Origin of the sequence: Actinoplanes sp. NPDC051470, from assembly GCF_040682035.1 — a bacterium.
In the GTDB taxonomy this organism is placed as follows: domain Bacteria; phylum Actinomycetota; class Actinomycetes; order Mycobacteriales; family Micromonosporaceae; genus Actinoplanes.
Genome location: NZ_JBFBAA010000001.1, coordinates 152,835 through 170,687, shown reverse-complemented (window position 1 = coordinate 170,687; position 17,853 = coordinate 152,835). Strand labels below are relative to the sequence as shown.

The 17,853-nt window shown below is 70.3% G+C and carries 20 protein-coding genes and 1 pseudogene; 18 read left to right on the top strand and 3 right to left on the bottom strand.

The features are described from left to right. Positions 1-31: 31 nt before the first annotated feature. The 4 genes from prmC (at position 32) to AB0M54_RS00775 (ending at position 3,106) form a co-directional block, all read left to right on the top strand. Positions 32-868 carry a peptide chain release factor N(5)-glutamine methyltransferase gene (prmC, locus tag AB0M54_RS00790; RefSeq protein WP_364469158.1) on the top strand — a complete coding sequence of 279 codons (837 nt, stop codon included), beginning with the start codon at positions 32-34 and terminating at the stop codon, positions 866-868. 68 nt (positions 869-936) lie between these two features. Next, positions 937-1,581, top strand: a complete 645-nt coding sequence (locus tag AB0M54_RS00785) for an L-threonylcarbamoyladenylate synthase (protein ID WP_364317099.1) — start codon at positions 937-939, stop codon at positions 1,579-1,581. Positions 1,582-1,583: 2 nt separating this feature from the next. After that, the gene (locus AB0M54_RS00780) at positions 1,584-2,177 is read left to right on the top strand and encodes a phosphotyrosine protein phosphatase (RefSeq protein ID WP_364468373.1); all 594 of its coding nucleotides are present in this window, start codon (positions 1,584-1,586) and stop codon (positions 2,175-2,177) included. Next, entirely contained in the window at positions 2,174-3,106 is a 933-nt protein-coding gene (locus AB0M54_RS00775; RefSeq protein ID WP_364468371.1) for an L-threonylcarbamoyladenylate synthase, read from the top strand. The genes AB0M54_RS00780 and AB0M54_RS00775 overlap by 4 nt, the downstream gene beginning before the upstream one ends. On the opposite strand, the pseudogene AB0M54_RS00770 reads toward AB0M54_RS00775, so the two are convergent. Beyond that, a pseudogene (locus tag AB0M54_RS00770) lies at positions 3,030-4,542 on the bottom strand (SDR family oxidoreductase). The gene AB0M54_RS00775 and the pseudogene AB0M54_RS00770 overlap by 77 nt on opposite strands. 77 nt (positions 4,543-4,619) lie before the next feature. Between AB0M54_RS00770 and glyA the strand changes: the two are divergent. The 13 genes from glyA (at position 4,620) to AB0M54_RS00705 (ending at position 15,545) form a co-directional block, all read left to right on the top strand. Continuing rightward, positions 4,620-5,879, top strand: coding sequence for a serine hydroxymethyltransferase (gene glyA / locus AB0M54_RS00765; RefSeq protein ID WP_364468369.1), 1,260 nt, complete (start codon positions 4,620-4,622; stop codon positions 5,877-5,879). Then, positions 5,876-6,403 carry a hypothetical protein gene (locus tag AB0M54_RS00760; RefSeq protein ID WP_364314880.1) on the top strand — a complete coding sequence of 176 codons (528 nt, stop codon included), beginning with the start codon at positions 5,876-5,878 and terminating at the stop codon, positions 6,401-6,403. The genes glyA and AB0M54_RS00760 overlap by 4 nt, the downstream gene beginning before the upstream one ends. A gap of 205 nt (positions 6,404-6,608) precedes the next feature. After that, positions 6,609-6,845, top strand: a complete 237-nt coding sequence (locus tag AB0M54_RS00755) for a hypothetical protein (protein WP_364314883.1) — start codon at positions 6,609-6,611, stop codon at positions 6,843-6,845. 16 nt (positions 6,846-6,861) lie between these two features. Next, positions 6,862-7,656, top strand: coding sequence for a F0F1 ATP synthase subunit A (gene atpB / locus AB0M54_RS00750; protein ID WP_364317102.1), 795 nt, complete (start codon positions 6,862-6,864; stop codon positions 7,654-7,656). An 87-nt stretch (positions 7,657-7,743) separates the two neighbouring features. After that, positions 7,744-7,983 (top strand): ATP synthase F0 subunit C, encoded by a 240-nt coding sequence (locus AB0M54_RS00745; RefSeq protein ID WP_364314885.1) that lies wholly within the window; start codon positions 7,744-7,746, stop codon positions 7,981-7,983. Between the two features lie 24 nt (positions 7,984-8,007). Then, positions 8,008-8,562 (top strand): F0F1 ATP synthase subunit B, encoded by a 555-nt coding sequence (locus AB0M54_RS00740; protein WP_364314886.1) that lies wholly within the window; start codon positions 8,008-8,010, stop codon positions 8,560-8,562. After that, positions 8,562-9,380: a F0F1 ATP synthase subunit delta gene (locus AB0M54_RS00735; protein ID WP_364468367.1), complete on the top strand. Its 819-nt coding sequence runs from the start codon at positions 8,562-8,564 to the stop codon at positions 9,378-9,380. Before AB0M54_RS00740 ends, AB0M54_RS00735 begins: the two co-directional genes overlap by 1 nt. A gap of 59 nt (positions 9,381-9,439) precedes the next feature. Then, positions 9,440-11,086, top strand: coding sequence for a F0F1 ATP synthase subunit alpha (gene atpA, locus AB0M54_RS00730; protein WP_364468365.1), 1,647 nt, complete (start codon positions 9,440-9,442; stop codon positions 11,084-11,086). A gap of 2 nt (positions 11,087-11,088) precedes the next feature. Further along, positions 11,089-12,018, top strand: a complete 930-nt coding sequence (locus tag AB0M54_RS00725) for a F0F1 ATP synthase subunit gamma (RefSeq protein ID WP_364314895.1) — start codon at positions 11,089-11,091, stop codon at positions 12,016-12,018. Next, complete coding sequence (atpD, locus tag AB0M54_RS00720) at positions 12,015-13,460, top strand: F0F1 ATP synthase subunit beta (protein ID WP_364314898.1); 1,446 nt, start codon at positions 12,015-12,017, stop codon at positions 13,458-13,460. Before AB0M54_RS00725 ends, atpD begins: the two co-directional genes overlap by 4 nt. A gap of 146 nt (positions 13,461-13,606) precedes the next feature. Then, positions 13,607-14,740, top strand: a complete 1,134-nt coding sequence (locus AB0M54_RS00715; protein ID WP_364468363.1) for an LCP family protein — start codon at positions 13,607-13,609, stop codon at positions 14,738-14,740. Between the two features lie 48 nt (positions 14,741-14,788). Beyond that, positions 14,789-15,070 (top strand): F0F1 ATP synthase subunit epsilon, encoded by a 282-nt coding sequence (locus tag AB0M54_RS00710; RefSeq protein WP_364314903.1) that lies wholly within the window; start codon positions 14,789-14,791, stop codon positions 15,068-15,070. A gap of 7 nt (positions 15,071-15,077) precedes the next feature. Next, positions 15,078-15,545: a DUF2550 domain-containing protein gene (locus AB0M54_RS00705; RefSeq protein WP_364314905.1), complete on the top strand. Its 468-nt coding sequence runs from the start codon at positions 15,078-15,080 to the stop codon at positions 15,543-15,545. A 3-nt stretch (positions 15,546-15,548) separates the two neighbouring features. On the opposite strand, the gene AB0M54_RS00700 is transcribed toward AB0M54_RS00705, so the two are convergent. Beyond that, complete coding sequence (locus tag AB0M54_RS00700; protein WP_364314908.1) at positions 15,549-16,124, bottom strand: cob(I)yrinic acid a,c-diamide adenosyltransferase; 576 nt, start codon at positions 16,122-16,124, stop codon at positions 15,549-15,551. 41 nt (positions 16,125-16,165) lie between these two features. Here AB0M54_RS00700 and murA point away from each other — a divergent pair, with 41 nt between their 5' ends. Continuing rightward, on the top strand, positions 16,166-17,464 hold the full coding sequence (gene murA, locus AB0M54_RS00695; RefSeq protein ID WP_364468361.1) for a UDP-N-acetylglucosamine 1-carboxyvinyltransferase: 1,299 nt from the start codon (positions 16,166-16,168) through the stop codon (positions 17,462-17,464). On the opposite strand, the gene AB0M54_RS00690 is transcribed toward murA, so the two are convergent. Then, positions 17,465-17,794 (bottom strand): hypothetical protein, encoded by a 330-nt coding sequence (locus AB0M54_RS00690; RefSeq protein WP_364314912.1) that lies wholly within the window; start codon positions 17,792-17,794, stop codon positions 17,465-17,467. Positions 17,795-17,853: the final 59 nt, after the last annotated feature.

Below are 17,853 nucleotides of genomic sequence, written 5' to 3'. Positions count from 1 at the left end.
GACACCGCGAGACGAACACCCCTCGCCCGGCATGGACCGGACACCGCTCGCACCGATTCTCAGACGGGCTACATCTTCGCTGGTCGATGCCGGGGTGGCCAGTCCGCGTACGGATGCCGAACTCCTCGCCGCCCACGTGCTCGGGATCGGACGCGGCCGGCTGGCCCTCGTCGACACGGTCCGGGCGGACGAGGCCGGGCGTCTCGACGAGCTGATCGCCCGCCGCGCCCAGCGGGTCCCGTTGCAACACCTGATCGGCTCGGCCGCCTTCCGCCACCTCGAGCTGGCCGTCGGTCCCGGCGTCTTCATCCCGCGCCCGGAGACCGAGCTGCTGGCCGGCTGGGGGATCGAGCACACCGCGCCGGGCGCGACCGTGGTCGACCTGTGCAGCGGCAGCGGCGCGATCGCCTGCGCGGTGGCCGACGAGACGCAGGCGGGCCGGGTGATCGCGGTCGAGCGGTCGCCGGAGGCCCTGGTCTGGCTGCGGCGCAACGCCGGGGACGCGGTCGAGGTGATCGAGGCCGACGTGACCGACCCGGCGCTGCTGCGCGAGCTCGACGGGGCGGTGGACGTGCTGCTGTGCAACCCGCCGTACGTGCCGGACGGCACCCGGGTGCCCGCCGAGGTGATCGTGCACGACCCGCTCGAGGCGGTCTTCGGCGGTGGTGACGGCCTGGCGGTGATCCGCCCGGTGATCGCGCTGGCGGCCCGGCTGCTGGGTACGGGCGGAGCGCTCGGCCTCGAGCACGACGACACCCAGGGCTCGGCGGTGCCCGGCCTGCTCCGCGCCGACGGGCGGTTCACCGACGTCACCGAACACCGTGACCTGACCGGCCGCCCGCGCTTCGCCACCGCCCGGCGAAGGTGACCGCGCGGCATCGCGGTGTGGTGGAGCCGACAGGGTGATCAGGTGGCCATGGCAGACTGCACCTCGTGATGCTCTACGACTGCCGGACCGTGGCCGACCGCGATCGCGGGATCGCCGCCGCCGTCGATGCCGCCAAGAGCGGTGAGCTGGTCGTTTTCCCCACCGACACGGTCTACGGCATCGGGGCCGACGCGTTCACCCCACACGCCGTCCGCGCCCTGCACAGCGCCCGGGGCATGGACCAGCAGGTGGCGCCCCCGGTGCTGGTCGGCTCGCGGCACACCCTGGACGGCCTGGTCTACTCGCTGCCCAAGGCCGCGCGTGAGCTGGCCGACGCGTTCTGGCCGGGCGCGCTGACCATCCTGGTCGAACACTCGCCGAGCCTGCAGTGGGACCTGGGCGAGACCGACGGCGTGGTGGCCGTGCGGATGCCGCTGCACCCGGTCGCGCTCGAGGTGCTGCGTGAGGTCGGCCCGATGGCGGTCACCACGGCCAACAAGGTCGGGGCCGGCGCCCCGGTCACCGCCGAAGAGGCTCGCGAACAGCTCGAATACTCCGTACGCGTCTATCTCGAGGCCGGCCAGGCGGCCGACCCGGCGCCGAGCACGGTCGTCGACGTCACCGGTGACGTGCCCCGGGTGATGCGGGTCGGCTCGATCCCGTGGGAGAAGCTGCGCGACGTGGTGCCGGACATTGCCGCCGCGGAGGCCTGACCGTGGCGCCCTTCACCGTCCTGCATGTCTGCATGGGCAACATCTGCCGGTCGCCGATGGCCGAGCGGTTGCTCGACCGGGCGGTCCGCGACCGCGCTCCGCAGGCGGGTGACCTGGTGCGCAGCGTGAGCGCCGGCACCGGGGGCTGGCACGAGGGCGAAGAGATGAACCCGCCGGCGGCTCGACAGGTGCGCGCCCGCAACGGCACGCCCGAGGGCTTCGCCGCCCGCAAGCTGCGCGGCGACTTCCTGGACGACGCCGACCTGATCCTGACCGCCACCGCCGACCAGTACGACTACGTGGTGGCGCTGCGCCCCGACGCCGCCGGCCGCACCTTCGTGCTCGGCGAGTTCGGGCGCATGCTGGCCTCGATCGACGCGACCGGCCTGCCGCCGGCCTCGTCCGACGCCCCCGATGCCGTGCACGCGCGGGGCGTGGCCATCGTGGAGGCGGCACACGCCCTGCGCGATGACAAGGAAGCCCTGCCCAGCGACGATCTGGACGACCCGTGGGGCCGCGGCGACCAGACCTTCCAGCGGGTCGGCGACGAGATCGAGGACACCACCGTCCCGTTCGCCACGCTGCTGCTCCCGTGACCGTCGTCCCGCCCGACGAGGCCGGGCTGCGCCGGGCCGCCGACCTGCTGCGCGCCGACTCGGTGGTCGCCTTCCCGACCGAGACCGTGTACGGCCTGGGCGCGCATGCCTTCTCCGAGAAGGCGGTGGCCGAGATCTACCGCCTGAAGAACCGCCCGTCCTGGAACCCGCTGATCGTGCACGTGGCCGGCGTCGCCGAGGCGCGCAAGCTGGCCGCGGAGTGGCCGGACGTGGCCGACGACCTGGCCGCCCGGTTCTGGCCCGGCCCGCTGACCCTGGTGGTCCGCCGCGCGCCGCACCTGACCGTGGCCGGCGCCGCCAATGACACGATCGCCATCCGGGTGCCGGCCCACGAGGTGGCCCTGCGCCTGCTCGAAGCGACCGGCCTGCCGCTCGCCGCGCCCAGCGCGAACCGGTCGGAGGGGCTGTCGCCGACCACCGCCGAGCACGTGGTGCGCGGCCTGCCGGACGTGCCGCTGGTGCTTGACGGTGGCCCCTGCCGGTGGGGCATCGAGTCGACCGTGCTGGACGTGGCCGCCGGCGCGCCCCGGCTGCTGCGGCCCGGAGCGCTGAGCCTGCGGGCGATCCGCGAGGTGATCGGCCGGGTCGCGTTGCCGTCGGAGCAGGTCGCGGACGGTAGCGCCCGGCCCTCGCCGGGGATGAGCAAGCGGCACTACGCGCCGCGCGCGCGGCTTGTTCTCGCCGACACGATCCCCGAGCGGGAACGAACGTCCGGCCTGGTGACCCTGGACGACGTCGAGGGCGCGGAGGTCCTGGGCCACGACCCGGCTGAGTACGCCGCCGACCTCTACGCGGCGCTGCACCGGCTCGACGACCGGGGCGTCGCCACGATCATCGTCCAGAGGCCGCCGGCGACCGAGGAGTGGCTGGCCGTACATGATCGTCTGAATCGCGCGGCGGCGCGCTAGCGGCCCGGGCGATGTTGCGGACCATGGCGCCGAAGACCAGGCCGTGGAACGGCAGGATCGCCGCCCAGTAGACCTGCCCGGCCAGCCCGCGCGGCAGGAAGATGGCCCGCTGCAGGTAGATGCTGCGGTCCGGCCCGTCCGGCACGGCCCGCATCTCGAGCCAGGCCCGCCCCGGCACCCGCATCTCGGCGCGCAGCAGCAACAGCTCGCCCGGGCGGATCTCCTCCACCCGCCACCAGTCCAGCGCCTCGCCGACCTGGAGCCGATCCCGGTCCCGGCGGCCCCGGCGCAGGCCCACCCCGCCGGCCAGCCGGTCGGCCCAGCCGCGCACCGACCAGGCCAGCGGGATCGAGTGCCAGCCGTTGTCGCCGCCGATCCCCTCGATCACCCGCCACAGCGAGGCGGCCGGAGCGTTCACCCGGCCGGCCCGCTTGTCCTGATGCAGCGTGCCGCCGGACCAGTCCGGGTCGCTGGGCAGCGGCTCGGCCACCGGGTCCAGCCCGGACGCGGTCGACCAGCGGCTCTCCACCTCGGCGTCGCGGATCTTGCCCAGGGCCCGGCGGACGGCCTCGTCGAAGCTCAGCGTCTCGCCCGGCACGTACTCGAGGATGTCCTGCTCGTGGGCGAACGCCTCGTGGATCAGGCTGCCCACCAGCGGCCGGGCGATCGCGCTGGGCACCGGGGTGACCAGCCCGACCCAGTGCGCGGACAGCCAGGGGGGTGAGCGGGCGCAGCGGCTTGACCCGGCGCCGGGGCAGTCCCGCGACCCGGGCGTACCGCTGCATCATCTCCAGGTAGGTCAGCACGTCGGGGCCGCCGATGTCGAGGCCCCGGTTCACGTCGGGCGGCAGGCCGGCGCAGCCGATCAGGTAGCGCAGCACGTCGCGGACCGCGATCGGCTGGATCCGGTTGCGCACCCAGCGCGGGGTGACCATCACCGGCAGCCGCTCGGTCAGGTAGCGCAACATCTCGAAGGACGCCGAGCCGGAGCCGATGATCACCGGGGCGCGCAGCACCGCGGTCGGGACCGGGCCGTCCAGCAGGATCTGGGCGACCTCGGCCCGGGAGCGCAGGTGGGCCGACTGGGTGCCGTCGGCCGGGGGCTGGGGGCCGCCGAGATAGACGATCCGGCGTACGCCGGCCCGGTCGGCCGCCTCGGCGAAGTTGCGGGCCGCCTCCCGGTCGCGCCGCTCGAAGTCGGGCTTGCCGAGCGAGTGCATCAGGAAGTAGGCGACCTCGATGCCCTCGAACGCGGCCGGCAGCGTGCTCGGATCGGATAAATCGCCCTCAACGACCTCGACGTCGGACGCCCAGGGCACGTCCCGGAGCCGGGCCGCGCTCCGTGACAGACAACGAACCTCATGGCCCTCGACGACCAGGCGAGGCGCCAGGCGCCCGCCGATGTAGCCGGTGGCGCCGGTGACCAGACAACGCATAACCGCACTGTGCCCGCGTGCTCACGAACTAACCCATATGCTGCGAGCAGGCAGCGAGGCCGTCCGAAGGAGCGGGTATGGACACGTTCTGGGGTCCCGACTTCGACATGCTCGCGCACACCGATCCCGAGGTCGCCGCGATCGTGCTGGGCGAGCTCGACCGCCAGCGTTCCGGTCTCCAGCTGATCGCCAGCGAGAACTTCACGTCCCCGGCCGTGCTGGCCGCGCTCGGCTCGACGCTGACCAACAAGTACGCCGAGGGTTATCCCGGGGCGCGCTACTACGGCGGCTGCCATGAGGTGGATCAGGCCGAGGAGCTGGGCGTACGCCGGGCGCGAGAGCTCTTCGGGGCGGAGCACGCGAACCTCCAGCCGCATTCCGGCACGGCGGCCAACCTGGCCGCGTACGCCGCCATGGTCCAGCCCGGCGACACCGTCCTCGCCATGGACCTGCCGCACGGCGGCCACCTCACGCACGGCAGCCGGGTCAACTTCTCCGGCAAGTGGTTCCACCACGTCGGCTACCGGGTCCGCCCGGACACCGAGCTGATCGACTACGACGAGGTCCGCGAGCTGGCCCTGGCCCACCGGCCGGCTCTGATCATCTGCGGCGCCACCGCCTACCCGCGGCTGATCGACTTCGCCGCCTTCCGCGCCATCGCCGACGAGGTGGGCGCCTACCTGATGGTCGACGCGGCGCACTTCATCGGGCTGGTCGCCGGCCGGGCCGTGCCGTCCCCGGTCCCGCACGCCGACGTGGTCACCTGCACCACCCACAAGGTGCTGCACGGCCCGCGCGGCGGCATGATCCTCTGCCGCGCCGCCCTCGCGCCGCGCATCGACAAGGCGGTCTTCCCGTTCAGCCAGGGCGGCCCGATGATGCACGTCATCGCGGCCAAGGCGGTCGCGCTGCGGGAGGCGGCCCAGCCCGCCTTCGCCCGGTACGCGGGCCAGGTCGTCGCCAACGCGCGGGCGCTGGCCGAGGGCCTGGCGGCCGAGGGGATGCGCCCGGTCACCGGCGGCACCGACACCCACCTCGCCCTCACCGACCTACGCGGGCTGAAGGTGAGCGGTTCCACCGCCGAGGGACGCTGTGACCGGGCCGGGATCACCCTGAACAAGAATGCGATCCCGTACGACCCGGAGCGGCCGATCGTGGCCTCCGGGATCCGGGTGGGCACGCCGTGCGTCACCACCCAGGGCATGCGGGAGGACGAGATGCGGCGGATCGCCGGTCTGATCGGCACGGCGGTACGCGACGAGGCCGACGTCTCCGGTGAGGTCGCCGAGCTCGTGCGACACTTTCCCGCCTACGGAAGGCAGGAGGTGTTCGCGTGACCGAGAAGGACCGCGACCTCGACGTCGAGGAGACCGTTCCGGCCCAGCGCGCGCATGCCGGGGTGATCAAGACGATCCTGGGTCACGACGAGGACGACGATCGTCCGCTGCCCGACCTGCCGCCGCTGCCCGAGGACCCGCGCTGGCGCATCGAGCACCTGCCGTTCGTGCTGGCCGTCGGGTTCGCGCTGGTGCTCTGCGCCGCGTCCGCCGGCTTCCTGATCGGCGGGACCACGGCCGCGGTGGGCGCCGCGGCCGGCCTGCTCGTGGTGACCGCCGGCGTGAGCCTGACCACGCTGGCGATCGCCTGGGCCGACGCGATCCGGCCGCAGCTGGTGATGCCGATCGGTCTGACCGCCTATGTGGTCAAGTACGCGGCGATCGTCTTCCTCATGATCGCGGTGGCGAACTCCGGGTGGCCGGGCGGTGAAGCGATGGCGTGGGGCCTCGCCGCCGGCGCCGTGCTGCTGACCGGCGTGCAGGTCTTCTGGTTGAGCCGGATCGCTCGGCAACGCACGCCGTGATATCCGGAAATTGTGCGTTTAGGCAGGCCAACGGGGGACACCACACGCCCGTTTTGGTGACAGATGCGCGTCACTCATGGCGTCGGCTTGCCGGGCAGGAGTACTGTCTCGCTCCAGTTGAGCGCCGACCCGCGCCCGGACAACATCACGTTGCCTGGGGGGTCTTGGCTAGGCTCCTGTTTCCGGCTGATATCGTTCGCCCGTCATGGCCGGTCAGCAGCCCCCTTCCGAACCTCCCAAGGATGACGCCCCACCCCCGATCAATTCGAGCGGTGGTTGGACGGCGATCAGTTACCTCATCGGAGGGATGCTCGTCTGGGGTGGGATCGGCTGGCTGGTGGACCACTACCTGCTCGGCACCAAGGGCATCGCGATGGGTATCGGCGCGGTGATCGGCGGTGCCGCTGGTGTCTACCTCATTGCGCGCCGGCTCGGCGCCTGACCTGGAAGGGCTCTCGGTGACCGGTCAGACGTTGACTGTCCTCGCGGCGGATGTTCCGTTCCCGCCCAGCGTGGAGGACTTCTACCTGCCCAGCATCGTCCCCTGGGGCGGGCACGCGGACACGTGGTTCACCAAGATCACGTTGATGCTGTGGCTGTCGGTGGCCATTCTGATCATCTTCTTCATGGTCGCCTATCGGAAGCCTCAGCTGGTTCCGTCCAAGAAGCAGTGGCTCGCCGAGTCGATCTACGGCTTCGTGCGGAACAACATCGCGGTGGACATGATCGGCAAGGAGGGCGTCCGTTTCGCGCCCTACCTGGCCACGCTGTTCTGCTTCATCTTCATGATGAACCTCTGGGGGATCATCCCGTTCTTCCAGATCTCGCCGAACTCGCACATCGCCTTCCCGATCATTCTCGCCCTGATCAGCTGGGTGTTGTTCATCTACCTCGGCTTCAAGAAGCACGGGGTCGGCTACCTGAAGATCGCGCTGGTCCCGCCGGCGCCGTGGTTCATCCTGCCGATCCTGGTGCCGATCGAGTTCTTCTCGAACTTCATCGTGCGGCCGTTCTCGCTGGCCGTCCGGCTCTTCGCGAACATGTTCGCGGGCCACATGCTGCTGCTGGTCTTCACCCTCGGCGGGTTTGCGATGATCAACTCGAACGCGCTGCTCGCGCCGGTCTCGGTGCTGAGCTGGCTGATGACGATCGCGCTGACGTTCCTGGACTTCGCGATCATCGCGCTCCAGGCGTACGTGTTCACGGTCCTGACCGCCAGCTACATCCAAGGCTCGCTCGCCGAGGGGCACTGACCCGCCGCCTCGGTCCCTGATTTCCCTTGTAACACCCGTTGTCGTCCCGCATGAGACCTCATGCGAGATACGAGGAGGAACCCGGAAATGCCTTCGACGCTTCTCGCCGAAGTAGTGGGTAGCACCGCCGCCATCGGTTACGGCCTCGCGGCCATCGGCCCCGGCATCGGTGTGGGCCTGGTCTTCGCCGCTTACATCCAGTCGACCGCCCGCCAGCCGGAGGCGGCCCGCATCACGCAGCCGTTCCTCTGGATCGGCTTCGCCGTGGTCGAGGTTCTCGCTCTGCTGGCGATCGCGTTCGGCTTCATCTGGGCCGGCGAGCTCTGATCCCTGCCTCGTTAGGAGGTGCCCATGCCGTCATCACTCATCTTCCTGGCCGCTGAGGGCGGCGAGGTCAAGCACAGCCCCATCGTTCCGCTGTGGCAGGAGCTCGTTCTCGGCTCCATCGCCTTCGCGCTGATCTGCTTCGTCCTGATGAAGTTCGTCTTCCCGCGGATGGAAGAGACCTTCCGTGCCCGGGTCGACGCGATCGAGGGCGGGATCAAGCGGGCCGAAGAGGCCCAGGCCGAGGCCAACAAGCTGCTCGAGCAGTACCGCGCGCAGCTCACCGAGGCCCGCACCGAAGCGGCTCGCATCCGCGACGAGGCGCGCGCCGACGCCGAGGGCATCCGTCAGGACGTCCTGGCCAAGGCTCGCGAGGAGTCCGACCGCATCATCGCGGCCGGTCGCGAGCAGCTCGCCGCCCAGCGCGAGAGCATCGTCCGCGACCTGCGCTCCGAGGTCGGCACGCTGGCCGTCGACCTGGCCAGCAAGATCGTCGGCGAGTCGCTCGCCGACGAGGCTCGCAGCCGTGGCACGGTCGACCGCTTCATCGCCGACCTGGACGCGACGGGCGGGCGGCGCTGATGGCGACGGCCACCCGCGAGGCCTACGGTGCGGCGGAGGAGAAGCTCGCCGTCGGCACCGCCCAGGCCACGGCCGCGCAGCGTACTCAGATCGCCGACGAGATCCTGTCGGTGGCCGGGTTGCTGCGCGGCGAGCCCCGGCTCCGGCGTGCGCTGACCGACCCGGCCCGGCCGGGTAGCGACCGCGCCGAACTGCTGGTCTCGCTGCTCGGTGGCAAGGTGTCGGCCACCACGGTGGACGCGCTCGCGGTGCTGGTCGCCGGCCGCTGGTCGCGGCCGAGTGAGCTGCTGAACGCCACCGAGCGGCTCGGCGTGGACGCGGTGCTCGGTGCCGCGGACAAGTCCGGGAAGCTGGCCGACGTCGAGGACGAGCTGTTCCGGTTCGGCCAGATCGTCCGGGGCAACCCCGCGCTCTCGGTCACGCTCAGTGACCCCGGAGCGCCGTCCTCCCGCCGGGTTAAGCTGGTGGAGGACCTGCTCAAGAGCAAGTCCCAGCCGGCCACCGTGCGGCTGATCCAAGAGGCGCTCGAGGGCTTCGGTGGCCGGGGCTTCGAAGCCTCGCTGACCCGGCTGGTCGAGCTCACGGCCGCGAAACGGGACCGCGAGGTGGCGTACGTGATCGTCGCCAAGCCGTTGACCGACGCCGACGAACAGCGCCTCGGCGCGAAACTGTCCGAAATCTACGGCCGCCAGGTCTCGCTGAAGGTCGACGTTGACCCGCGGGTCATCGGCGGCGTCAGCGTCCAGGTCGGTTCCGACCTTTACGACGGCACGATCCTGCGTCGCCTCAACGAGGCGAAGCAGGCGTTCGCCAAGTAACTGATTCTTGACAGCCCCCTCGGTGACCGATGTACCGAGCTGACTAGAGAAGGCAGAGGATGGCCGAGCTGACCATCTCCTCGGACGAGATCCGGGGGGCGCTAGAGCGCTACGTCTCGTCCTACACGCCCGAGGTCTCCCGTGAGGAGGTCGGCATCGTCTCCGATGCGGGCGACGGCATCGCTCATGTCGAGGGTCTGCCCTCGACGATGGCGAACGAACTGCTCGAGTTCGAGGACGGCACGCTGGGTGTGGCCCTGAACCTCGACATCCGCGAGATGGGTGTCGTGGTGCTGGGCGAGTTCGCCGGCATCGAAGAGGGGCAGCAGGTCAAGCGGACCGGCCGCGTCCTCTCCGTGCCGGTCGGTGACGCGTACCTGGGACGCGTCGTCAACGCCCTGGGCGAGCCGATCGACGACCGCGGCGAGATCGAGAACGAGGGCTTCCGCGAGCTGGAGCTGCAGGCGCCGAACGTGATGGCGCGGCAGCCGGTGAAGCAGCCCCTGCAGACCGGCATCAAGGCGATCGACGCCATGACGCCGATCGGCCGGGGCCAGCGCCAGCTGATCATCGGCGACCGCAAGACCGGTAAGACCACGGTCGCGCTCGACACGATCATCAACCAGCGCGCCAACTGGGAGTCCGGCGACCCGGAGAAGCAGGTCCGCTGCATCTACGTCGCCATCGGCCAGAAGGCCTCCACCATCGCCAGCATCCGCGGGACGCTGGAGGAGAAGGGCGCTCTGGAGTACACGACGATCGTGGCCTCCCCGGCGTCCGACCCGGCCGGTTACAAGTACATCGCCCCGTACACCGGCTCCTCCATCGGGCAGCACTGGATGTACAACGGCAAGCACGTCCTGATCGTCTTCGACGACCTGACCAAGCAGGCCGAGGCCTACCGCGCCGTGTCGCTGCTGCTGCGCCGCCCGCCGGGCCGTGAGGCGTACCCGGGCGACGTCTTCTACCTGCACTCCCGGCTGCTGGAGCGCTGCGCCAAGCTCTCCGACGACCTGGGTGGCGGCTCGATGACCGGCCTGCCGATCATCGAGACCAAGGCCGGCGACATCTCGGCCTACATCCCGACCAACGTCATCTCGATCACCGACGGCCAGATCTTCCTCGAGGGCGACCTGTTCGCCTCCGGTGTGCGTCCGGCCATCAACGTGGGCACCTCGGTGTCCCGGGTGGGCGGTTCGGCGCAGGTCAAGGCCATGCGGTCGGTGTCCGGCCGGCTCCGCCTCGACCTGGCCCAGTTCCGTGAGCTGGAGGCCTTCTCGGCCTTCGCCTCCGACCTGGACAAGGCGTCGCGGGCCCAGCTGGAGAAGGGCGTGCGCCTGGTCGAGCTGCTCAAGCAGCCCCAGTACTCGCCGTACTCGGTGGTCGAGGAGGTCCTGGTGATCTGGGCCGGCACCACCGGTCAGCTCGACGACATCCCGGTCGGCGACGTGCGCCGGTTCGAGGGCGAGATGATCGAGTGGTTCAAGCGCCACCGCAGTGACGTGCTGACCAGCATCGAGTCGACCGGTCAGCTCTCCGACGACAACGTCGAGAGCCTCCAGTCGGGCATCAACGAGTTCAAGGACCTGTTCAAGCAGGGCGACACCGGCGTCAAGCTGAACGAGCCGGACGCCGCGCCGCTCGAGGGCGAGCAGTCGCACGAGACCGTGACCCGCGAGGTCCGGCCGGCCAAGGACGAGAGCTAGCCATGGCCGGTCAGGTACAGGCCCTGCGGCGGCGCATCCGCACCGTCAAGTCGACCAAGAAGATCGCCAAGGCGCAGGAGCTCGTGGCCACCAGCCGGATCGCCAAGGCGCAGGAGCGGGTGAACGCCTCCAAGCCGTACGCGGAGGCGATCACCCAGGTCCTCACCGCCCTGGCGTCCAACGCGTCGGTCGACAACCCGCTGCTCAAGCCGCGCGACACCGTGCGGCGGGCGGGCGTCCTGCTGATCACCAGCGACCGTGGCCTGGCCGGCGCCTACAACGCCAACGCGATCCGCACCTGCGAGCAGCTGATCTCCCGGCTGCGCGAGGACGGCAAGGACGTGGCGCTGTACGTGATCGGCCGCAAGGGCACCGGTTACTACCGGTTCCGGAACCGGGACATCGCGGCGAGCTGGACCGGCTTCTCCGAGCGGCCCACGTTCGACGACGCCAAGAAGGTCGGTGACTCGCTGCTGGAGGCCTTTGTGGCCGGCGCCGACGACACCGGCGAGAGCCACGGACCGGACGGCATCCAGGGTGTCGACGAGTTGCACATCGTCAGCACCCGGTTCAAGTCGCTCATGACCCAGTCCTCGGAGGCGCATTTCCTGGCGCCGATGCAGGTCGAGGAGCGCGAACGCGAGCCCGGGCTGCGCCCGGCCTACGAGTTCGAGCCGGAGGCCGAGGAACTGCTCGACGCGTTGCTGCCGAAGTACCTCAACACGCGGATCTACGCGGCGTTGCTCGACTCGGCGGCCAGCGAGTCGGCGTCCCGCCGGCGGGCCATGAAGAGCGCGTCCGACAACGCGGACGACCTGCTCAAGCGGTACACGCGCGAGATGAACTCCGCGCGGCAGGCTGCGATCACCCAGGAAATCAGTGAGATCGTCGGCGGCGCCAACGCGCTGGCCGCGGCGGGAAGTGATGAGTGATGACTGCTGTTGCTGAGCCCACCAAGACGGAGACCGGCGTCGGCCGCGTCGTCCGGGTCATCGGCCCGGTCGTCGACGCCGAGTTCCCCCGTGACCAGATCCCCGACATCTACAACGCCCTGCACGTGGACGTGACGCTGTCCGAGGGCACCCGCACCCTGACCCTGGAGGTCGCCCAGCACCTGGGTGACAGCCTGGTCCGGGCGATCTCGATGCAGCCCACCGACGGCATGGTGCGCGGCAGCGAGGTCCGGGACACCGGCGAGCCGATCTCGGTGCCGGTCGGCGACGTGACCAAGGGGCACGTGTTCAACGCCCTGGGCGAGGTGCTCAACGTCGACCCGTCGACGCTGGACATCCAGGAGCGCTGGCCGATCCACCGCCAGCCGCCTCCCTTCGCCTCGCTCGAGCCGAAGACCGAGATGCTGGAGACCGGCATCAAGGTGCTCGACCTGCTCGCGCCGTACGTGCGCGGTGGCAAGATCGGCCTGTTCGGTGGCGCCGGCGTGGGCAAGACGGTGCTCATCCAGGAGATGATCATCCGGGTCGCCCGGAACTTCGGCGGCACCTCGGTGTTCGCCGGCGTCGGCGAGCGCACCCGTGAGGGCAACGACCTCATCCTGGAGATGGACGAGGGTGGCGTGCTCGACAAGACCGCCCTGGTCTTCGGTCAGATGGACGAGCCGCCGGGCACCCGGCTGCGGGTCGCGCTGAGCGCCCTGACGATGGCGGAGTACTTCCGGGACGTCCAGAACCAGGAGGTGCTGCTCTTCATCGACAACATCTTCCGGTTCACCCAGGCCGGCTCCGAGGTGTCCACGCTGCTGGGCCGCATGCCGTCCGCGGTGGGTTACCAGCCCACCCTGGCCGACGAGATGGGCCAGCTGCAGGAGCGGATCACGTCGGTCCGGGGCAAGGCGATCACCTCGCTGCAGGCGATCTACGTGCCCGCCGACGACTACACCGACCCGGCCCCGGCCACCACGTTCGCCCACCTGGACGCGACCACGAACCTCGAGCGGTCGATCTCCGACAAGGGCATCTACCCGGCCGTGGACCCGCTGGCCTCCAGCTCGCGGATCCTGGCGCCGGAGTACGTCGGCGCCGAGCACTACGCGGTCGCCCGTGAGGTGCAGCGGATCCTGCAGAAGTACAAGGACCTGCAGGACATCATCGCCATCCTCGGCATGGACGAGCTCTCCGAGGAGGACAAGGTCACGGTGCAGCGGGCTCGCCGCATCGAGCGCTTCCTCTCGCAGAACACGTACGCCGCCGAGCAGTTCACCGGCGTGCCGGGCTCGACGGTTCCGCTGAAGGAGACCATCGAGGCGTTCAAGAAGATCTCCGAGGGGGAGTACGACCACTTCCCCGAGCAGGCCTTCTTCATGTGCGGTGGCCTCGAGGACCTCGAGAAGAACGCGCACGAGCTGATGAAGGGCTGACCTCAGCCAGTCGTCGACGCCGCGCCGGACCGTCAGGTCCGGCGCGGCGTTTGCGTTTCCTGCCCCGTTCGACGTCGTTTGACCAGGTCATGGGTGCACCTTCCGCTCAGGTTCGGCGGTTAGTGTTGGCGGGTATCAAGCGCTGGATGGCAGGAGAACTGGTGGCTGAGCCCAAGAGGAAGGCGCCGTTGTGGGCGCGGCTGTGCGCCATCTTCGGCTGCATCCTGATGGCGATCAGCGGCGGCACGATCGTGGCCAGTCAGGTGCTGGCCGCCCGGGTGGCCGGGGCGGTGGAGAGTCGTAAGTTGCTGCCCGGCGACGGCCCGGCGCCGCCCAAGAAGGTCGACATCAAGGGCCCGCTGAACATCCTGCTGGTCGGCATCGACCCGCGCAACGACACCACGGCGCCGCTGTCCGACTCGATCCTTGTGGTGCACATCCCGGCCAGCATGGACCAGGCGTACCTGTTCAGCGTGCCCCGCGACCTGATCGTGGACATCCCGGCGTTCCCCAAGACCGGTTTCCGCGGCGGCACCGCCAAGATCAACGCCGCGATGTCGTACGGCAGCTCGGTCGGCAACGGCAAGCACGACGTGCCACAGGGCTTCAGCCTGCTGGCCAAGACCGTGAGCAAGCTGACCGGCATCAAGGACTTCGACGCCGGCGCGATCATCAACTTCGGCGGCTTCAAGAAGATCGTGGACGCCATGGGCGGCGTCACCATGACGATCGACCAGACCGTGAAGTCGGAACACCTGGCCCCGGACGGCTCGGCGCGGCCGCGCTCGGAGCGGTGCCGCAACCCGAGGTCGAACTGCGACCACCCGTACATCGGCCCGCAGAAGACCTACAAGCCCGGCACCTACCACCTGGAGGGCTGGGAGGCCCTGGACTACGTCCGGCAGCGCTACGGCCTCAAGAACAGCGACTACGACCGTCAGCGCCACCAGCAGCAGTTCGTCAAGGCGATGGCCCAGCAGGCGCTCAGCAAAGACGTGGTGAGCAACCCGGCCACGCTCGACCGGGTGCTGCAGGCGGCCGGCAAGTCGCTGATCTTCGACGGCAACGGCAACTCGGTGGTCGACTGGGGCCTGGCGCTGAAGAACATCCGGCCCGCGAACATGACGCTGATCAAGCTGCCCGGCCGTTCGGTGATCACCAACGGGTCGTACAAGGGCGAGGCCCTGCAGTCCACCGCCGATCCGTTCTTCGCGTCGATCCGGGACGGGACAGTGGCCACGTTCCTGTTGGACCACCCCGAATTCATCAACAAGGCCTGACCACCTAGACTTTCACTCGACTGAGTTTTACAGAGCTGAGGAGACCTCGTGGCCAACCAGCTGCACGTCCAGGTCGTCGCCGTCGAGGAGAAGATCTGGTCCGGCGAGGCCGAGATGCTCGTCGCGCGCACCACCGAGGGCGAGATCGGCGTTCTGCCCAACCACGCCCCGCTGCTCGGCCTCCTCAAGGAGCCGTCGCAGGTGCGGGTCAAGCTGGCCGGCGGCGAGCAGCTGACCTACGACGTGACCGGCGGCTTCCTGTCGATCGACGCGGACGGTGTGACCGTGCTGGCCGAGAGCGCGTCGCCCGCTCAGCCCGAGTCCCACTGACCTCGCGATGCGGATTCTGGAGATCGCCGGAATCTGCGTCGCCGCGCTGCTCGCGCTGCTCCTCCTGCTCTTCTTCCGCCGCCGGCTGCTGATGGCCGGCGGCGGAACCATCCGGTTACAGGTCCGGGTCACCACGATGGTTCCCGGTCGTGGCTGGTCCGCCGGCGTCGGCCAGTTCATCGGCGACGAACTGCGCTTCTACCGCATCTTCACCTTCTCGATCCGGCCCAAGCGGGTGCTCAACCGGCGCACGCTCACGGTCGGCGCGCGCCGCCTGCCCGAGGGCCCCGAGCGGCTCATCCTTCCCGGCGACTCGATCATCCTGGCCTGCACCACGCCCGACTCGCCGGTCGAGATCGCGATGGCCGAGTCGACGGTCACCGGCTTCAGCTCATGGCTCGAGGCCGGCCCGCCCGGGCCGCCCGGCAGCAGCCGGCTGATCCCGCGTCATCACGGCGGCCCGGCGCCGAGCTAGCCCTTACCGCACCGAACCGCCCGGCACCCATTTGACGTCGCCGTCCGGGTTGGCCGTGCGGGACAGGATGAAGAGCAGGTCCGAGAGCCGGTTCAGGTATTTCGCCGGGAGGTCGCCGGTGCGGTCCGGGTCGTCGGCCCGCAGCGCCCAGGCCGAGCGTTCCGCCCGCCGCGCCACCGTGCGGGCCACGTGCAGCAGCGCCGCGCCGGGCGTGCCGCCGGGCAGGATGAACGAGTCGAGCGCGGGCAGTCCCTCCAGGTATTCGTCGCACCAGCCCTCGAGCCGGGTCACGTACGCCTCGGTGATGCGCAGCGGAGGGTACGGCGGGTCGTCGGCGATCGGATTGCACAGGTCGGCGCCCACGTCGAACAGATCGTTCTGCACCGCGGTCAGCACCGCGCGTACATCGGGCTTGAGGTTGCCCAGCGCCAGCGCCACCCCGACTGCGGCGTTGCACTCATCGGTGTCCGCGTAGGCCACGATCCGCGGGTCGGTCTTCGCGGCCACCTCGTTGTTGCCCAGCCTGGTCTCGCCGGCGTCGCCGGTACGGGTGTAGATGCGGGTCAGATGAACGGCCATCCCCCAACCCTACGGACCGCGGGCGGCCGGGCACCCCTACCATGGCGCGGGTGGATGTGATCAGGGTCAAGGGCGGTGCGCCGCTCAACGGCGACGTGCGGGTCGGCGGCGCGAAGAACTCGGCGCTCAAGCTGATGGCGGTGGCGCTGCTGGCCGAGGGCCGCAGCGTGGTCGAGAACGTCCCCCGGATCACCGACATCGCGATCATGGCCGAGGTGCTGCGCCGGCTGGGCTGCCAGGTGACGCTCGCGGGCGAGGAAGAATTCAGCTCAGCGACCATCGACGTGCCCGCCGAACCGGGCAGCGAGGCCGACTACGACCTGGTGCGCCGGCTGCGCGCCTCGATCTGCGTGCTGGGCCCACTGCTGGCCCGCCGCGGCTACGTCCGGGTGGCCCTGCCCGGCGGCGACATGATCGGCTCCCGCGGCCTCGACATGCACGTCTCCGGCCTGGCCCGGATGGGCGCCGACATCTCCGGCGAGCACGGCTTCGTGATCGCCTCGGCGCCGGCCGGCCTCAAGGGCTCCAAGATCTGGCTCGACTTCCCGAGCGTCGGCGCGACCGAGAACCTGCTGATGGCGGCCGTGCTGGCCAAGGGCGTCACCGAGATCGACAACGCGGCCCGCGAGCCCGAGATCGTCGACATCTGCGAGATGCTCACCGCGATGGGCGCGCGGATCTCCGGCGCCGGCACCTCGACGCTGGAGATCGAGGGTGTCGAGGCGCTGCGGCCGGTCCGGCACACCACGGTGGGCGACCGGATCGTCGGCGGCACCTGGGCGTTCGCCGCGGCCATGACCCGGGGCGACGTGACGGTCCAGGGTGTGCGCCCCGAGTTCCTGACCGTGGCGCTGGACAAGCTGGTGGCGGCGGGCGCGGCGGTCGAACCGGGTGACAACCAGTTCCGGGTGCGGATGGCCGACCGCCCGAAGGCCGTGGACATCGTGACGCTGCCGTACCCCGGTTTCGCGACCGACCTGCTGCCGATGGCGCTGGGACTGGCCGCGGTGTCCGACGGCTCGTCGCTGATCACCGAGAACATCTTCGACGGCCGGTTCATGTTCGTGAACGAAATGGTGCGGCTGGGCGCGGACATCCGGACCGACGGCCACCACGCGGTGGTGCGCGGCCGGGCCCGGCTCTCCGGGGCGCCGGTGCGGGCGACCGACATCCGGGCCGGCGCCGGCCTGGTCATCGCCGGCCTGTGCGCGGACGGGGTGACCGAGGTCGGCGAGGTGCACCACATCGACCGCGGCTACCCGAACTTCGTGAACGACCTGGCCGCCCTCGGGGTCGAGGTGGAGCGGGCCGACGTACCCGAGCCGACCTTCGATTTCTGATCAGAGCATCAACCGGCGCGCGGCTTCCAGCTCCTCGCCGAAGACCAGCACGGCGATCCGGCCGTCGCGGCGCATGCCGAGCGTCGACCGGATGCCGGCGTCGGCGAGCAGCATCCGGATGTCGTCGGCCTCGTCCGTGGTGTCGGTGACCGCGGCCGCGCAGAGCAGCCCGAAGTCGTCCGGGTCGAAGAAGATCGCCAGGCCGCCGTACGGGTCGTCGGCCTGCTCGATCCAGGACAGCCCGAGCCGCCAGAAGACCAGGCCGAGCAGGCCCACGACAGCGACGGCAAGCAGCGGTCCGAAGAGGTACCAGCCGTCGCTCGGGGCCATGGGCACAGTCTGGCACCGAGGATCGGCGATTTTCCGAAGAATTGACTCGATAGAGTGGC

Coding starts and splice junctions, on each gene's coding strand:
- prmC (WP_364469158.1), top strand. CDS start 32: ATGGACCGGACACCGCTCGCACCGATTCTCAGACGGGCTACATCTTCG.
- AB0M54_RS00785 (WP_364317099.1), top strand. CDS start 937: ATGCTCTACGACTGCCGGACCGTGGCCGACCGCGATCGCGGGATCGCC.
- glyA (WP_364468369.1), top strand. CDS start 4,620: ATGGACACGTTCTGGGGTCCCGACTTCGACATGCTCGCGCACACCGAT.
- AB0M54_RS00755 (WP_364314883.1), top strand. CDS start 6,609: ATGGCCGGTCAGCAGCCCCCTTCCGAACCTCCCAAGGATGACGCCCCA.
- AB0M54_RS00745 (WP_364314885.1), top strand. CDS start 7,744: ATGCCTTCGACGCTTCTCGCCGAAGTAGTGGGTAGCACCGCCGCCATC.
- AB0M54_RS00740 (WP_364314886.1), top strand. CDS start 8,008: ATGCCGTCATCACTCATCTTCCTGGCCGCTGAGGGCGGCGAGGTCAAG.
- AB0M54_RS00735 (WP_364468367.1), top strand. CDS start 8,562: ATGGCGACGGCCACCCGCGAGGCCTACGGTGCGGCGGAGGAGAAGCTC.
- atpA (WP_364468365.1), top strand. CDS start 9,440: ATGGCCGAGCTGACCATCTCCTCGGACGAGATCCGGGGGGCGCTAGAG.
- AB0M54_RS00725 (WP_364314895.1), top strand. CDS start 11,089: ATGGCCGGTCAGGTACAGGCCCTGCGGCGGCGCATCCGCACCGTCAAG.
- AB0M54_RS00715 (WP_364468363.1), top strand. CDS start 13,607: ATGGCAGGAGAACTGGTGGCTGAGCCCAAGAGGAAGGCGCCGTTGTGG.
- AB0M54_RS00705 (WP_364314905.1), top strand. CDS start 15,078: ATGCGGATTCTGGAGATCGCCGGAATCTGCGTCGCCGCGCTGCTCGCG.
- AB0M54_RS00700 (WP_364314908.1), bottom strand. CDS start 16,124: ATGGCCGTTCATCTGACCCGCATCTACACCCGTACCGGCGACGCCGGC.
- murA (WP_364468361.1), top strand. CDS start 16,166: ATGGCGCGGGTGGATGTGATCAGGGTCAAGGGCGGTGCGCCGCTCAAC.
- AB0M54_RS00690 (WP_364314912.1), bottom strand. CDS start 17,794: ATGGCCCCGAGCGACGGCTGGTACCTCTTCGGACCGCTGCTTGCCGTC.